The organism is Clavibacter zhangzhiyongii (assembly GCF_014775655.1).
Classification (GTDB): Bacteria; Actinomycetota; Actinomycetes; order Actinomycetales; family Microbacteriaceae; genus Clavibacter; species Clavibacter zhangzhiyongii.
The window spans coordinates 1,354,155-1,367,568 of record NZ_CP061274.1; the positions used below are offsets into that span (position 1 = coordinate 1,354,155).

Below are 13,414 nucleotides of genomic sequence, written 5' to 3' on the forward strand. Positions count from 1 at the left end.
ATGCTCGCTCCCGCGCTCGCGCACCTGGTCAAGGGCATCGTCGAGCACCCGGATGATGTCTCCGTGACGAGCAAGGGATCCCCCCGCGGCGAGGTCCTCGAGGTGCGCGTGCACCCCGAGGACCTCGGTCGGGTCATCGGCCGCGCGGGTCGCACCGCGAAGGCCCTCCGGACGCTCGTCTCGGCTCTCGCCGACGGCCAGCGTGTCCGCGTCGATGTGGTGGACACCGATTCCTGAGGACGAGGCCAGGGACCCCGCGGCCTTCCGCGTGGGCCGGCTGACCAAGGCGCACGGGCTCAAGGGAGCCGTCAAGCTCGAGCTGTTCACGGACGACCCCGACCGGCGGTTCGTCCCCGGCGCCGAGTTCTCGCTGCAGGTCCCCGAGTCGTCCCCCTGGCACGGCCGCACCCTCACGCTCACCGAGCTCCGCTGGTACAACAGCCACCCCGTCGGCTTCTTCGAGGGGGTCGCCGACCGCACGGCCGCCGAGTCGCTCGCGAAGGCCATCCTCTGGATGACGCCGCCGGCCGACGAGCCCGCCGAGCCCGACGCCTGGTACGACCACCAGCTGGTGGGACTGAAGGTCCTCCGCGACGGCGTCGAGGTCGGCACCGTCGCGCTCGTCGACCACTTCCCGGCGCAGGACCTGCTGCACGTCGACACCCCGAGCGGCACGGTGCTCGTGCCCTTCGTGCAGGCCATCGTCCCGTCGGTCGACGTGGAGGCGGGCACCCTCGTGGTCACGCCGCCGTACGGCCTCTTCGAGGAGATCCCGGACGACCGGCCCGAGACCCACCAGCGTCCCGAGGCTCCCGAGGCACCTGCCTCCGCCGACGACGGTCCCGCCCCCGAGGGCGACGACGCCCGCTGACATGCGGATCGACATCGTCTCGATCTTCCCCGAGTTCTTCGGGGTGCTCGACATCTCACTCCTCGGCCGTGCGCGCCAGTCCGGGCTCATCGACCTCCGCGTGCACGACCTGCGGTCCTACGCGCACGACCGGCACCGCACCGTGGACGACACGCCCTACGGCGGCGGCGCCGGCATGGTGATGAAGCCCGAGCCGTGGGGCGAGGCCATGGACGAGGTGCTGGCCGACGACACGGATCCGGTCGTCATCTTCCCGTCGCCCGCCGGCGACGTCTTCACGCAGGCCATGGCGCAGGAGCTCTCCGCGGAGCCCCACCTCGCGTTCGGCTGCGGCCGCTACGAGGGCATCGACCAGCGCGTCGTCGACCACACGGCCGCTCGCGCGCGGGTCCGGCTCGTCAGCCTCGGCGACTACGTGCTGAACGGCGGCGAGGTCGCCGTGATGGCCTTGATCGAGGCCATCGGGCGGCTGGTGCCCGGCGTCGTCGGCAACCCCGCGAGCCTGGTGGAGGAGAGCCACTCCGACGGGCTCCTCGAGCACCCCAGCTACACGAAGCCCCCGGAGTGGCGCGGCCTCGCCGTGCCCGACGTGCTGCGGAGCGGCAACCACGGCGCCATCGCCGCATGGCGGCGCGAGCAGCAGCTCGAGCGCACGCGGCGCGTCCGTCCCGACCTGTTCCCCGACTAGGGGCGCGGAGCCGGGTGGCGTCCGGGGTCAGGAGCGCGCGGTGAGGATCAGCGGTCCGGACTCCGTGATGGCGACGGTGTGCTCCATGTGCGCCCCGCGCGAGCCGTCGGCGCTGCGCAGCGTCCAGCCGTCCTTGTCGGTGTAGATCTCGTCGGTGCTCTGCAGGAACCACGGCTCGATCGCGATGACGAGGCCCGGTCGCAGCGGCACGCCGCGGTTCGGGCGGCCCTGGTTCGCGATGTGGGGGTCGCCGTGCATGGTGCGGCCGACGCCGTGGCCGCCGAAGTCCGTGTTGACCGAGTAGCCGGCCTCCGTGGCGACGGCGCCGATGGCGGCCGAGATGTCACCCGTGCGCCCGCCGGGCTGCGCCGCGCGGATGCCCGCCTCGAGCGCCGCGGTCGTGACCTCGATGAGGCGCACGTCCTCCGCGCGGGGCGTGCCGACGATGACGCTCACCGCCGAGTCGCTGACCCAGCCGTCGACGGACGCCGCGAAGTCGAGGCTCAGGAGGTCGCCGTCCTGCAGTCGGTAGTCGTGGGGGAGGCCGTGCAGCACGCCGTCGTTCACGGAGGTGCAGAGGACCTTGCCGAACGGCATCGCGCCGAAGGAGGGGTGGTAGTCGATGTAGCAGGACTCGGCGCCGCGCTCGCGGATCAGCCGGTGGGCCGTGCGGTCGAGCTCCAGCAGGTTGACGCCGACGTCGGCCTGCGCGGCCAGGGTGGTCAGCACGTGGGCCACGAACTCCCCGGCGGGTCGCATCTGGTCCATCTCGGCGGGCGTTCGCAGTTCCATCACCCGATGGATCCTACGCGAGGGGCGTCCGGCCGCCTCGGCGCCGCCCAGGATCCGCTCGTAGCATGGGCCCATGCAGCAGTCCCCGGCCCTCGGCCTCCGCCGCGCGCTCTACCGCTGGCACTTCGCCGCGGTCGTCGTGCTCCCCGCCTGGCTCCTCGTGGGATGGGCCGCCTTCGGCTCCGGGGGGTGGGAGCTCCTCCTCGTGATGCTCGCCGCGGGCGCGCTCGGTCTCGCGCTGCTCGTCGCGCTGGGCGTCGTCGTCGCCCGCCGGTCCGTCCGCACCACCCGCGCCGTGTCGCCGACCGACGCGGTCGTCCTGGGCGTCCTGACCCTCGCGGTCGTCGGCGCGGGCACCTACTCGGTCGTCAGCACCTGGTGCGCGGTCGTGGCGGCCCTCGCGGCCGTGGCTCTCGTCGCGCTGGCCGTGCGCCAGCTCCTCGCGGAGACCCGGCAGCGCATGCAGGAGGTCATCTCCGTCATCGAGCGCGACGCCCAGCCGCGTCCGCCCGAGTGGAAGGCCGCGGAGGGCCCGGACGCCGGGCGCACCATCCGCCTGGAGTGATCCGCGGGGCACGTGCCCGCCCGTGCTTTGCGCTCGACGCGCCCGAGGTGACAGAATGGGCGATCGTGCCTGCCGCCGACCCTGCCACGGGGGAGTCGGCCACCATCGCGGGCCGTTCCCCTTCCAGAAATTGATGCGCAGTCGACCCGTGGCGGTTGCAGAGAGCGGTACACCATGCACATCCTCGATTCCGTCGACCAGGCGTCGCTGCGGTCGGACATCCCCGACTTCCGCGCCGGCGACACCGTCAAGGTCCACGTCAACATCGTCGAGGGCAGCCGCTCGCGCATCCAGGTGTTCCAGGGCATCGTCATCGGCCGTCAGGGCGAGGGCGTCCGCGAGACGTTCTGCGTCCGCAAGGTCAGCTTCCAGGTCGGCGTCGAGCGCACCTTCCCGGTCCACTCCCCGGTCATCGACCACATCGAGGTCGTGACGCGCGGCGACGTGCGCCGCGCCAAGCTCTACTTCCTGCGCGACCTGCGCGGCAAGAAGGCGAAGATCAAGGAGAAGCGCTCCTAGCGCATCCCCACCTGTCATCCCACCGAGCTCCCGGCATCTACACTTGCCGGGAGCTCAGGCGGTTAAATGACAGACAGCACGGCGCCCGCGGACACCAGGTCCTCGGGCAGGCACAGCGGCAGCGGGTCGCGCGGATGGAAGACGTTCCTCCGGGACGTCCTCGTCATCTTCGTGGTGGCCCTCCTCGTATCGGTCCTGATCAAGGCGTTCCTGATCCGGTCGTTCTTCATCCCCTCCGCCTCCATGGAGGACACGCTGCAGATCGACGACCGCATCGTGGTGAACCAGCTGACGCCGCGGTTCGTGCCCCTGCAGCACGGGGACGTCGTCGTGTTCCGCGATCCGGGCGGCTGGCTCACGCCGTCACCCGAGGTCGCGAAGCCGCCGATCCCGGCGGCGGTCGACTGGGCGCTCACCACCGTCGGCCTGTCCGCGTCGGACAGCAACGACCACCTCATCAAACGCCTCATCGGGCTGCCGGGCGACCACGTCGTCTGCTGCAACTCCCTCGGCCAGATGAGCGTCAACGACGTGCCGCTCGACGAGCCGTACATCAAGCTCGTGCCCGGAGACGCGCGCGCGTCGGACGTCGACTTCGACGTCACGGTGCCCGCGGACTCGCTCTGGGTCATGGGCGACAACCGCGGCAACTCCGCCGACTCCCGCTACAACCAGGACGGCCCCACCAGGGGCTTCGTGCCGATCGACCACGTCGTCGGCCGCGCCTTCGTGATCACCTGGCCCATCGACCGCTGGTCGATCCTCAGCGACCACCCCGAGACGTTCGGCGACGTGCCGGACGCGGTCCCCGCCGGCTGATGCCGGTCGCCGATCCGACCCTCGACCTCGAGCGCGAGCTGCTGAGCGCCGGCGCGGCCTTCGTCATCGGCTGCGACGAGGTCGGCCGGGGGGCGCTGGCCGGGCCCGTGGCCGTCGGGATGGCGGCGCTCGGAGTCGGCCACGTCGAGTTCCCCGCGGGCCTCCGCGACTCGAAGATGCTCAGCGAGAAGCGACGGGAGGCCCTGCATCCGGCCGTCGCGGGCTGGGTCCCGCACTCGGCCGTCGGCATGGCCTCGGCCGAGGAGGTGGACTCCCTCGGGATCACGGCGTGCCTCGGCCTCGCAGGGCGGCGCGCGCTCGTCGAACTGCACCACCGGGGGGTGCCGCTCCTCGAGAGCGTCGTCCTGCTCGACGGGTCCCACGACTGGCTGACCCCCGCCCTGGCGCATCCCGTCCCCATCCGCACGCGCGTCAAGGCCGACCGCGACTGCGCCTCCGTGGCCGCGGCGTCCGTGCTCGCGAAGGTGCACCGCGATCGCCTCATGGCGGCATGGCACGACGAGTCGCCCGAGTACGGCTGGGCCGGCAACAAGGGCTACGGCAGCCCGGCGCACCTGGAGGCGATCCGCGCGCGCGGCGCCTCGGCGATCCACCGGCGGACGTGGCTCACGGGCGTCCTGGCGGCGCCGGGCGCCTGAGGACCTGCCCCTGCCGTCGTCGCGGCGTCCAGCTCGCGTCGTCCCGGGGACGCGCGCCCGGCGGCCGCCCGGCCGGACGGCGGCGGCCTCGAGGGCGGATAGGATCGACGGACCATGGATGACGACGAGTTCGAGGACTACGACCGCGAGGTGGAGCTCGCGCTCTACCGCGAGTACCGGGACATCGTGTCCCAGTTCAAGTACGTGGTCGAGACCGAGCGGCGCTTCTACCTCGCCAACGAGGTCGAGCTGGTGCGGCGCGACACGGAGCACGACTTCTACTTCGAGCTGAGCATGACCGACGTGTGGGTGTGGGACGTCTACCGCTCCGACCGCTTCGTGAAGTCCGTGCGCGTGCTCACCTTCAAGGACGTGAACGTCGAGGAGCTGTCGGCCAAGGAGTTCGAGCTCCCCAAGGAGCTCGCGATCGACGAGTAGGGCCCCCGCGGGAGTCCTCCCCAGGCGGCTGCGTCCGGTTCAGCGCACCAGCTGGTCGTCGGCGCGAGCCGCTGGCTCGGGTCGCACGCATCCTCCTCGTGGAGGTGCGCATGACACGCGGACAGGATCTGGGACGACGCGGCGAGGAGCTCGCCGCACGGCATCTGATGGCACGGGGCTACGCCCTCGTCGAGCGCAACTGGCGGTGCCGCGAAGGCGAGATCGACCTCGTCATGCGCGAGGCGGGCACGACCGTGCTCGTCGAGGTGAAGACGCGGGCGGGCCTCGGCTACGGACATCCGCTCGAGGCGGTGACGAGGGCCAAGGCGGCCCGGTTGCGCGTGCTCGCCGGGCTGTGGTGCCAGGAGCACCCGGACCACCGAGGACCCGTGCGCATCGACGTCGTGGGCGTCGTCTGGCCGCGCGACGCGCAGCCGACCGTCGACGTGATCCGGAGCGCGTGCTGATGGCCGTCGGACGCACGCTCGCCGTCGCCCTCTCCGGCCTCGACGGGTCCCTGGTCGACGTCGAGGCCGACATCACGAGCCAGCTCCCCGGCTTCGTGCTCATCGGCCTCCCCGATGCCGCCCTCAGCCAGGCGCGGGAGCGCGTGCGAGCCGCCACCGGCAACGCGGGCTGCGAGTTCCCGGTCCGGCGGGTCACCGTCAACCTGTCGCCCGCCGTCCTGCCCAAGCACGGCTCGGGGTTCGACCTCGCCATCGCGCTGGCCGTGCTCGCGGCGGGCGGCTCGGTGTCGGCCGAGTCCGTCGCCGGCACGGTGCACCTCGGCGAGCTCGGCCTCGACGGGCGGCTGCGGCCGACCCACGGGATCCTGCCCTCCGTCCTCGCCGCGCGTCGAGCCGGGGTCCGGCGCGTGATGGTGCCGCGCTGCCACGCCGACGAGGCGTCGCTCGTGCCGGACATGCGCGTGATCGCGGTGTCGGGGCTCCGGGAGGCGGCCATCCACCACGGAGCCGAGCTCGAGCCGGAGCCCGACGAGCACGAGGGCGCGCGGGCACCGGGAGGGGATCCGGCGCCGGCCACGTCGTCGGCGGATCCCGAGCCGTGCCTCGGAGACGTGGTCGGCAACGAGGAGGCCGTCGAGGCGCTCGTCGTGGCCGCCGCCGGCGGGCACCACATGTTCCTGCTGGGGCCGCCGGGAGCGGGCAAGACCATGCTCGCGCAACGGCTCCCCGGCCTCCTGCCCGACCTCGACGAGGAGTCGGCGCTGGAGGTCGGCTGCATCCGGTCGCTGTGCGGAGAGCGGCTGGGGCCCGACCTGCCGGTCCGGCCGCCGCTCGAGGCGCCGCATCACACGGCCAGCGCGGCGGGCATCGTCGGGGGCGGCAGCGGCCGCATCCGCCCCGGCGCCGCCGTGCGGGCGAGCGGTGGCGTGCTCTTCCTCGACGAGGCCCCGGAGTTCGCCGGAGCCGTGCTCGACTGCCTGCGGCAGCCGCTCGAGTCCGGCGTCGTCAGCATCCATCGCGCCAACGGAGTCGCGCACTTCCCCGGGAAGTTCCAGCTCATCATGGCGGCCAACCCATGCCCGTGCGGCGCCTTCGGGGTGCCCGGTCCGGACTGCAGCTGCCCGCCCCAGGCTCGTCGCCGCTACCTGGCGCGCTTGTCGGGTCCGCTGATGGACCGGATGGACATCCGCCTCAGCGTCCGCCGCGTCACGACGGCGGTGCATCGGGGTGCGGAGGACACGCCCCGCGCGACCACCGCGATGGCCCGGGCACGGGTCGCCGCCGCACGCGCTGCCGCCGCCGACCGGTGGGCCGCGACGCCGTGGCGGACCAACGCTCACGTCTCCGGCGCGTGGCTCCGGCGGGAGGCCCGGGTCGCCCGCGGTGCCACGGCCGCGCTCGATCGCGCGCTCGACCGGGGGCTGCTCACCATGCGCGGCTACGACCGGGTCCTGCGGATCGGATGGACGCTCGCCGACCTGGAGGGCGCGCCGAGCCCCGACGCCGACCACCTCGGGCGCGCGCTGCTCCTGCGGGGCGCCGCGTGATCGCGTCGGCGCCGGCGGGCGCCGGGATCGGTCCGGGGGATGAGACGGATGCACCGCCGCCGAGCTCGCGCGGGAGGCACGCGCACCCGGGGGAGCGGGCCCTTGCGGCTCCCGACTCCGCGCGCGCCCGTTCGGTGTCCCGCCTCGGGCTCCCCGCGGAGGAGCTGCGCGAGATCGTGGCCGCGCTCCATCCCTCCTCCGGCGCGGGGCGCGAGCCCGAGCGCCCGCGGGAGGTCGACCTCGACGCCGACGTCGACGAGCTGCTGGCGCGGTGCACCTGGTCGGGCATCGCGGAGCCGGGCGATCGCGTCGCCGGAGCCGTCCTCGACGTCCTCGGAGCGTGCGCGGCCCTCACCGCGGTGGTCGACGACCGCGCCGCGGATGCCGTGGTCGGGGCGATGGTCGACGCCGGCCTGGACCTCGGGTCGGACGGACGCGACGCCCTCGTCCGCGAGGTCGCTGCGGCGCTGGAGCGGTGGCGTCCGCGCGTCATCCGTGCGGAGGCGGCGGCGCGACTCCGCGCAGCGCGCGCGGTGGGCGCGCGGGTGCTCGTGCCCGGGGATCCGCTCTGGCCGTCGGGTGTCGACGACCTGGGCCCGCACGCACCGCTCGTCCTCTGGTGGACGGGAGCCGAGGGCGCCCTCCCGGCTCTCGCCCGGTCGGTGGCCGTCGTCGGAGCCCGGGCCGCGACCGGCTACGGGGAGCACGTGACGGCCGAGCTCGCGGCGGGACTCGTCGAGCGCGACGTCGCCGTGGTCTCCGGAGGTGCCTACGGCGTCGACGGGGCGGCCCATCGGTCGGCGGTGGGATCCGCGGGGCGCACGGTCGCCTTCCTCGCCGGCGGCGTGGATCGGCTCTACCCGTCGGGTCACACGGAGCTGTTCCGTCGCATGCGGGTCGACGGCGCCGTCCTCTCCGAGCTGCCGTGCGGCGCATCTCCCACCCGATGGAGGTTCCTGCTCCGGAACAGGCTCATCGCGGCGGTCAGCACGGCCACGGTGGTCGTGGAGGCCGGCGCACGCAGCGGATCGCTCAACACGGCGAACCACGCCATCGCGCTCGAGCGCCCCCTCGGGGCGGTCCCCGGTCCCGTCACGAGTCCCTCGTCGTCCGGCTGTCATCGTCTCCTGCGGGAGTCGGGGGCCGCGTGCATCACCTCGGCCGACGACGTCATGGAGCTGGTGCCGGGGCGGGCCGGCATCGCGCCGGCCACGGCCCCGGAGCCGTCGTCGAGGGCCGCCGACCCGTCCGGCGGTCGGACCGCGGGCGATCCCCGGGTCACCCGGGTGCTCGACGCCCTGGCCGTGCGACGCGGGCGGGACACCGCGGACGTGGCCGCGCGCGCCGGGCTCGGGGTCGCCGAGGCCTCCTCCGTGCTCGGGCTGCTGGAGCTCGAAGGTGCCGTCGCCCGGCCGGACGGGGGCTGGGTGCGCCGTCCGTCGAGCCGGTGACCGCGGGCGGCCGGGGTCGGACGGGTCCGCTCGTCGCCCCGGCGTGGGCACGCGGCGCACGAGGCCGCGCCATCGGGTCTGCGACAGGCGGTGCGCCGGGGCCGTAGCCTGCCGGGATGGACATGGCAGCGACGTCCCCGGACCCGGCGGCGGCCCGCCTCCGGCCCGGGGGCACCGAGGGCGCGCGGACCCGCGCCCCCGGGCTGGAGTCGGACATCGCCGACTTCGCCGCGTCGATGGGACTCGAGCGGGGGAGCGCGGCGCACACCCTGCGCGCCTACTCGTCCGACCTGCGGGACCTCGCGGCTCACGCCGCACGTCGGGGGATCACCACCTCCACCGGGCTGGACCTCGAGGTGCTGCGGGACTGGATGTGGCGCGGATCGCAGGCGCGGCTCGCGCCCGCCACGCTCGCGCGACGATCCGCCGCCGCCCGGGGCTTCGGCGCGTGGCTGGCCCGCACGGGCCGTGTGGACGCGGATCCGGCCGCCCGCCTCAAGGCCCCGCGCGCCGGCGCGCACCTGCCCCGGGTCCTCGCGCGCGAGCAGATGTCGACGCTCCTCAGCGGCCTGGCGGCACGCGCCGCGGAGGACGACCCCTCCGCGCTCCGCGACCTCGCCGTCGTGGAGCTGCTCTACGCGTCCGCCCTGCGGGTCTCCGAGCTCACGGGGTTGGACGTCGGCGACGTGGACGCGTCCCGGCTGACCGTGCGCGTCATCGGCAAGGGCGACCGCGAGCGGGTCGTCCCCTTCGGCGTCCCCGCCGCGGAGGCGCTGGAGGCGTACGCGTCCCGCGGTCGTCCGCGCCTGGTGTCGCCGAGGACCGGCACGGCGCTCCTCCTCGGCGCGCGGGGCGGACGGATGGGGTCGCGCCAGGTGTACGGCCTCGTCGCGAGGCTCCTCGCGGACATCCCCGGCTCCGGGCCGCAGGGCCCGCACGCGCTCCGGCACACGGCCGCCACGCACCTGCTCGACGGCGGCGCGGACCTCCGGACGGTGCAGGAGATGCTCGGCCACGCGAGCCTCGGCACGACGCAGATCTACACCCACGTCTCCGTCGACCGACTGCGGCGCAGCTACGAGGGCGCGCACCCCCGGGCCTGACGCCAGCCGCCGGGGACCGCGTGCCCGACGGGAGCGCATCCGCCGCGAGAGCGGCCGTCACGGATCGAGGGGCAGCAGCACAGCGTGCCGCAGGGCCGCGAGCAGCGGGGCCGGATCCACGTACTCACCGTGCAGCCGCGCCCCGAGGTGGACGCCGCCGGACGGCTCGTGCCGCGGCTCCGCGGCGACGGTCCCGATGACCTGCCCGGCGCGGACGACGTCACCCGCGGAGACCGAGGGCACGACCGGCTCGACGGACGACACGAACCCGCCCGCATGCTGCAGGCTCACCACCGGACGATCGACCACCACCCCTGCGAAGGAGACGGTGCCGTCCGCGACCGCGCGCACGTCGGCGCCCGGATCCGCCGCGACGTCGATGCCGCGATGGCCGGGACCGTAGGCGGTCGTCGGCGCCTCGAAGTGCCGGGTGACGACGTGGGGCGGGTCGACGGGCCAGGACCAGCGGGGCGTCGCGGTGACGACGCCCCGCCCGGGGACCGGCCGCACGACCTCCGCGGCCGGGCCCTCCGCGACCCGGCCCTCCGAGACCCGGCCCGCCTGGACCTGACCCGCCGCGACCGGTCCCACCGCAGCGGGGGAGCGCGGGATCCCGATCGCGCCGATCGCGCCCGTCGCGCCCGGCCCGCACCCCGCGGCGAGCCCGACCGCCACCACCGCGGCGCACCCCCGCCGCGTCCACCGACCGCCCGCCATCCTCGCCTCCCCCTCCCGGAGCGGCACACGCGTGCCCTCCCGTTTGGCGCATGATGCACCCGCGGGGAAGGGCAGCCGGACCGTCGACCGGAGCCGCGCGGAAGTGGCAGAGTGGACCGTTGTGAACGAGACGACGACCCCCCGGGATGACAAGAAGCTCCAGCGACGCGCGATCGGGTTGGCGGTCTCGGCCGCGGTGGGGGGCTTCCTCTTCGGGTTCGACTCCTCCGTCATCAACGGCGCCGTCTCCGCCATCCAGGGCCGCTTCGAGCTGAGCGAGACGCTCATCGGCTTTGCCGTCGCCTCCGCCCTCCTCGGCTGTGCGCTCGGCGCCTACCTGGCCGGCCGCATCGCCGACCGCTTCGGCCGTCGATGGACGATGATCGCCGGCGCCTTCTTCTTCTTCATCAGCGCCTTCGGATCCGGCTTCGCGTTCAGCGTCTGGGACCTCACCATCTGGCGCGTGGTCGGCGGCCTCGGCATCGGCATCGCCTCCGTCGTGGCACCGGCGTACATCGCGGAGATCTCGCCCAAGCTGCTCCGCGGCCGGCTGGCGTCGCTGCAGCAGCTCGCCATCACGCTCGGCATCTTCACCGCCCTGCTCTCGGACGCCGTCTTCGCCGGTGCCGCCGGCGGCGCGTCCGAGGGCTTCTGGTTCGGCCTCGAGGCGTGGCGCTGGATGCTCCTCGTCTGCGCGATCCCCGCGGTCGTCTACGGCTTCCTCGCGTACCGCCTGCCCGAGTCGCCCCGCTTCCTCGTCGAGAAGGGCCGCAAGGACGAGGCGCAGGAGATCCTCGCGAGCGTCTGGAAGCAGGAGGACATCGACCGCGCCAGCCGCGACCTCGAGCGCCAGATCGAGGAGGATCGCGTCGCCAAGCGCACCGGCACCCTCCGCGGGAACAAGCTGGGCCTCCAGGGGATCGTCTGGATCGGCATCATCCTGTCGGTGTTCCAGCAGTTCGTCGGCATCAACGTGATCTTCTACTACTCCACGACCCTCTGGCAGGCGGTCGGCTTCGACGAGTCGCAGTCGCTCACCACCTCGGTCATCACGGCCGTCACGAACGTGGCCGTCACCTTCATCGCCATCGCGCTCGTCGACCGCATCGGCCGCCGCCCGATCCTCCTGTCCGGCTCGCTCGCCATGGCCGTGTCCCTCGCGGTGATGGCCGTCTGCTTCAGCCAGTCGTCCACCGTCGACGGCGAGGTCGCCCTCCCGCAGCCGTTCGGCGTCATCGCGATCATCGCGGCCAACGTCTTCGTCATCGGCTTCGGCGCCTCGTGGGGCCCGCTCGTGTGGGTGCTGCTCGGCGAGATCTTCCCGAACCGGATCCGCGCCAAGGCCCTCGGCGTCGCCGCCATGGCGCAGTGGATCGCGAACTTCGCCATCACGGTCTCGTTCCCCGCGCTGTCCGCCTTCTCGCTGCCCTTCACCTACGGCATGTACGCGGCCTTCGCCGCGCTGTCCTTCGTCTTCGTGCTCACGAAGATCCCGGAGACGAACGGCATGTCGCTCGAGGAGGCCGAGACGCTCTTCGTCGACAAGCCCAAGAAGCGCAAGGACGGCGCGCGCGCCTGATCCGGCGGGCCGCCCGCCGGGTGGTACCATCGACCAGCACCCGATCCAGGTCGGGTGACTACGCGTGCCCATCAGGCCTCCGCATCCACTCGGTCTCCTTCCCGCGACGAACCATGTCGCACGAGGAGCGGATGCGCGCCGGGCACCAGGATCAGCGGTCGTCCCGACCGCCGAGCGAACCGACGAGGCGCGCCGCGTGAGCGCGCGCCGGAACAGGAGTACGGCCATGGCCGTCGTCACCATCCGCCAGCTGCTCGACTGCGGCGTCCACTTCGGTCACCCGAAGACGCGCTGGAACCCGAAGATGAAGCGCTTCATCTTCACCGAGCGCTCCGGCATCTACATCATCGACCTCCAGCAGTCGCTGGCCCTCATCGACAAGGCCTACGACTTCGTCAAGGAGACCGTCGCCCACGGCGGCACCATCCTCTTCGTCGGCACGAAGAAGCAGGCGCAGGAGTCCATCGCCGAGCAGGCGCAGCGCGTCGGCCAGCCCTACGTGAACCAGCGCTGGCTGGGCGGTCTGCTGACCAACTTCCAGACCGTGCACAAGCGCCTCAACCGGCTCAAGGAGCTCGACCTCGTCGACTTCGACGACACGACGCGCGGCTTCACCAAGAAGGAGCTCCTCATCCAGCGTCGCGAGCGCGACAAGCTGGAGAAGAGCCTCGGCGGCATCCGGAACCTCACCAAGACGCCGTCGGCGATGTGGGTCGTGGACACCAAGAAGGAGCACCTGGCGATCGACGAGGCGCGCAAGCTCGGCATCCCCGTCATCGGCATCCTCGACACCAACTGCGACCCGGACGAGGTCCAGTACCCGATCCCGGGCAACGACGACGCGATCCGCTCCGTCGCGCTGCTGACGCGCATCATCGCCGACGCCGCCGCCGAGGGCCTCATCCAGCGCCACCAGAAGCCCGACGCCGAGGGCTCCGCGCCCGCCGAGCCGCTGGCCGACTGGGAGCGCGAGCTCCTCGAGCAGGGCGACGCCGCGAAGGCCGCGCTGCCCGTCGAGGAGAACGACGTCGACGCCGAGGTCTCCGCCAAGAACGAGGCGAAGTCCGAGGACGAGGTCCCCGCCCCCGTGCACGCCCCCGAGTCCGACGACGCCACCGAGGCGAAGATCGAGGCCGAGGCGACCGAGGCCGAGAAGGCTCCCGCCTCCGAGTAGTCCGAGCACACGCACCATCCCGACG

At 73.5% G+C, this 13,414-nt stretch carries 16 protein-coding genes; 14 read left to right on the top strand and 2 right to left on the bottom strand.

Translation table 11 applies throughout. The annotated features are described in order from the left end of the window. From H9X71_RS06495 to trmD, 3 genes are read left to right on the top strand one after another with little or no spacing between them, the layout of a single operon-like run. Entirely contained in the window at nucleotides 1-237 is a 237-nt protein-coding gene (locus H9X71_RS06495) for an RNA-binding protein (RefSeq protein ID WP_012038054.1), read from the top strand. Further along, complete coding sequence (rimM, locus tag H9X71_RS06500; protein WP_191148853.1) at nucleotides 215-871, top strand: ribosome maturation factor RimM; 657 nt, start codon at nucleotides 215-217, stop codon at nucleotides 869-871. Before H9X71_RS06495 ends, rimM begins: the two co-directional genes overlap by 23 nt. 1 nt (nucleotide 872) lies before the next feature. Continuing rightward, entirely contained in the window at nucleotides 873-1,559 is a 687-nt protein-coding gene (gene trmD, locus H9X71_RS06505) for a tRNA (guanosine(37)-N1)-methyltransferase TrmD (RefSeq protein WP_191148854.1), read from the top strand. A gap of 27 nt (nucleotides 1,560-1,586) precedes the next feature. On the opposite strand, the gene map is transcribed toward trmD, so the two are convergent. Next, a complete protein-coding gene (gene map / locus H9X71_RS06510) occupies nucleotides 1,587-2,354 on the bottom strand; it encodes a type I methionyl aminopeptidase (RefSeq protein ID WP_191148855.1) in 768 nt (255 codons plus the stop codon). A gap of 70 nt (nucleotides 2,355-2,424) precedes the next feature. Between map and H9X71_RS06515 the strand changes: the two genes are divergently transcribed. The 9 genes from H9X71_RS06515 (at nucleotide 2,425) to H9X71_RS06555 (ending at nucleotide 9,919) form a co-directional block, all read left to right on the top strand. Next, on the top strand, nucleotides 2,425-2,916 hold the full coding sequence (locus H9X71_RS06515; protein ID WP_191148856.1) for a hypothetical protein: 492 nt from the start codon (nucleotides 2,425-2,427) through the stop codon (nucleotides 2,914-2,916). 174 nt (nucleotides 2,917-3,090) lie between these two features. Continuing rightward, nucleotides 3,091-3,435, top strand: coding sequence for a 50S ribosomal protein L19 (gene rplS, locus H9X71_RS06520; RefSeq protein WP_063072667.1), 345 nt, complete (start codon nucleotides 3,091-3,093; stop codon nucleotides 3,433-3,435). A gap of 66 nt (nucleotides 3,436-3,501) precedes the next feature. Then, nucleotides 3,502-4,254: a signal peptidase I gene (lepB, locus tag H9X71_RS06525; RefSeq protein ID WP_191148857.1), complete on the top strand. Its 753-nt coding sequence runs from the start codon at nucleotides 3,502-3,504 to the stop codon at nucleotides 4,252-4,254. After that, on the top strand, nucleotides 4,254-4,913 hold the full coding sequence (locus H9X71_RS06530; RefSeq protein WP_191148858.1) for a ribonuclease HII: 660 nt from the start codon (nucleotides 4,254-4,256) through the stop codon (nucleotides 4,911-4,913). The genes lepB and H9X71_RS06530 overlap by 1 nt, the downstream gene beginning before the upstream one ends. A gap of 114 nt (nucleotides 4,914-5,027) precedes the next feature. Next, on the top strand, nucleotides 5,028-5,351 hold the full coding sequence (locus tag H9X71_RS06535; RefSeq protein ID WP_012298192.1) for a DUF2469 family protein: 324 nt from the start codon (nucleotides 5,028-5,030) through the stop codon (nucleotides 5,349-5,351). 110 nt (nucleotides 5,352-5,461) lie between these two features. Then, nucleotides 5,462-5,818, top strand: coding sequence for a YraN family protein (locus tag H9X71_RS06540; RefSeq protein ID WP_191148859.1), 357 nt, complete (start codon nucleotides 5,462-5,464; stop codon nucleotides 5,816-5,818). Further along, complete coding sequence (locus tag H9X71_RS06545) at nucleotides 5,818-7,365, top strand: YifB family Mg chelatase-like AAA ATPase (protein ID WP_191148860.1); 1,548 nt, start codon at nucleotides 5,818-5,820, stop codon at nucleotides 7,363-7,365. Before H9X71_RS06540 ends, H9X71_RS06545 begins: the two co-directional genes overlap by 1 nt. Before the next feature lie 134 nt (nucleotides 7,366-7,499). Beyond that, complete coding sequence (gene dprA, locus H9X71_RS06550; RefSeq protein WP_244961857.1) at nucleotides 7,500-8,816, top strand: DNA-processing protein DprA; 1,317 nt, start codon at nucleotides 7,500-7,502, stop codon at nucleotides 8,814-8,816. Nucleotides 8,817-8,932: 116 nt separating this feature from the next. Then, on the top strand, nucleotides 8,933-9,919 hold the full coding sequence (locus H9X71_RS06555) for a tyrosine recombinase XerC (protein ID WP_280527984.1): 987 nt from the start codon (nucleotides 8,933-8,935) through the stop codon (nucleotides 9,917-9,919). Between the two features lie 57 nt (nucleotides 9,920-9,976). On the opposite strand, the gene H9X71_RS06560 is transcribed toward H9X71_RS06555, so the two are convergent. Continuing rightward, nucleotides 9,977-10,510, bottom strand: coding sequence for a murein hydrolase activator EnvC family protein (locus tag H9X71_RS06560; RefSeq protein WP_191148862.1), 534 nt, complete (start codon nucleotides 10,508-10,510; stop codon nucleotides 9,977-9,979). Between the two features lie 229 nt (nucleotides 10,511-10,739). On the opposite strand from H9X71_RS06560, the gene H9X71_RS06565 reads away from it, so the two are divergent. Continuing rightward, on the top strand, nucleotides 10,740-12,215 hold the full coding sequence (locus H9X71_RS06565; RefSeq protein WP_191148863.1) for a sugar porter family MFS transporter: 1,476 nt from the start codon (nucleotides 10,740-10,742) through the stop codon (nucleotides 12,213-12,215). Between the two features lie 226 nt (nucleotides 12,216-12,441). Continuing rightward, on the top strand, nucleotides 12,442-13,389 hold the full coding sequence (gene rpsB / locus H9X71_RS06570) for a 30S ribosomal protein S2 (RefSeq protein WP_191148864.1): 948 nt from the start codon (nucleotides 12,442-12,444) through the stop codon (nucleotides 13,387-13,389). Nucleotides 13,390-13,414: the final 25 nt, after the last annotated feature.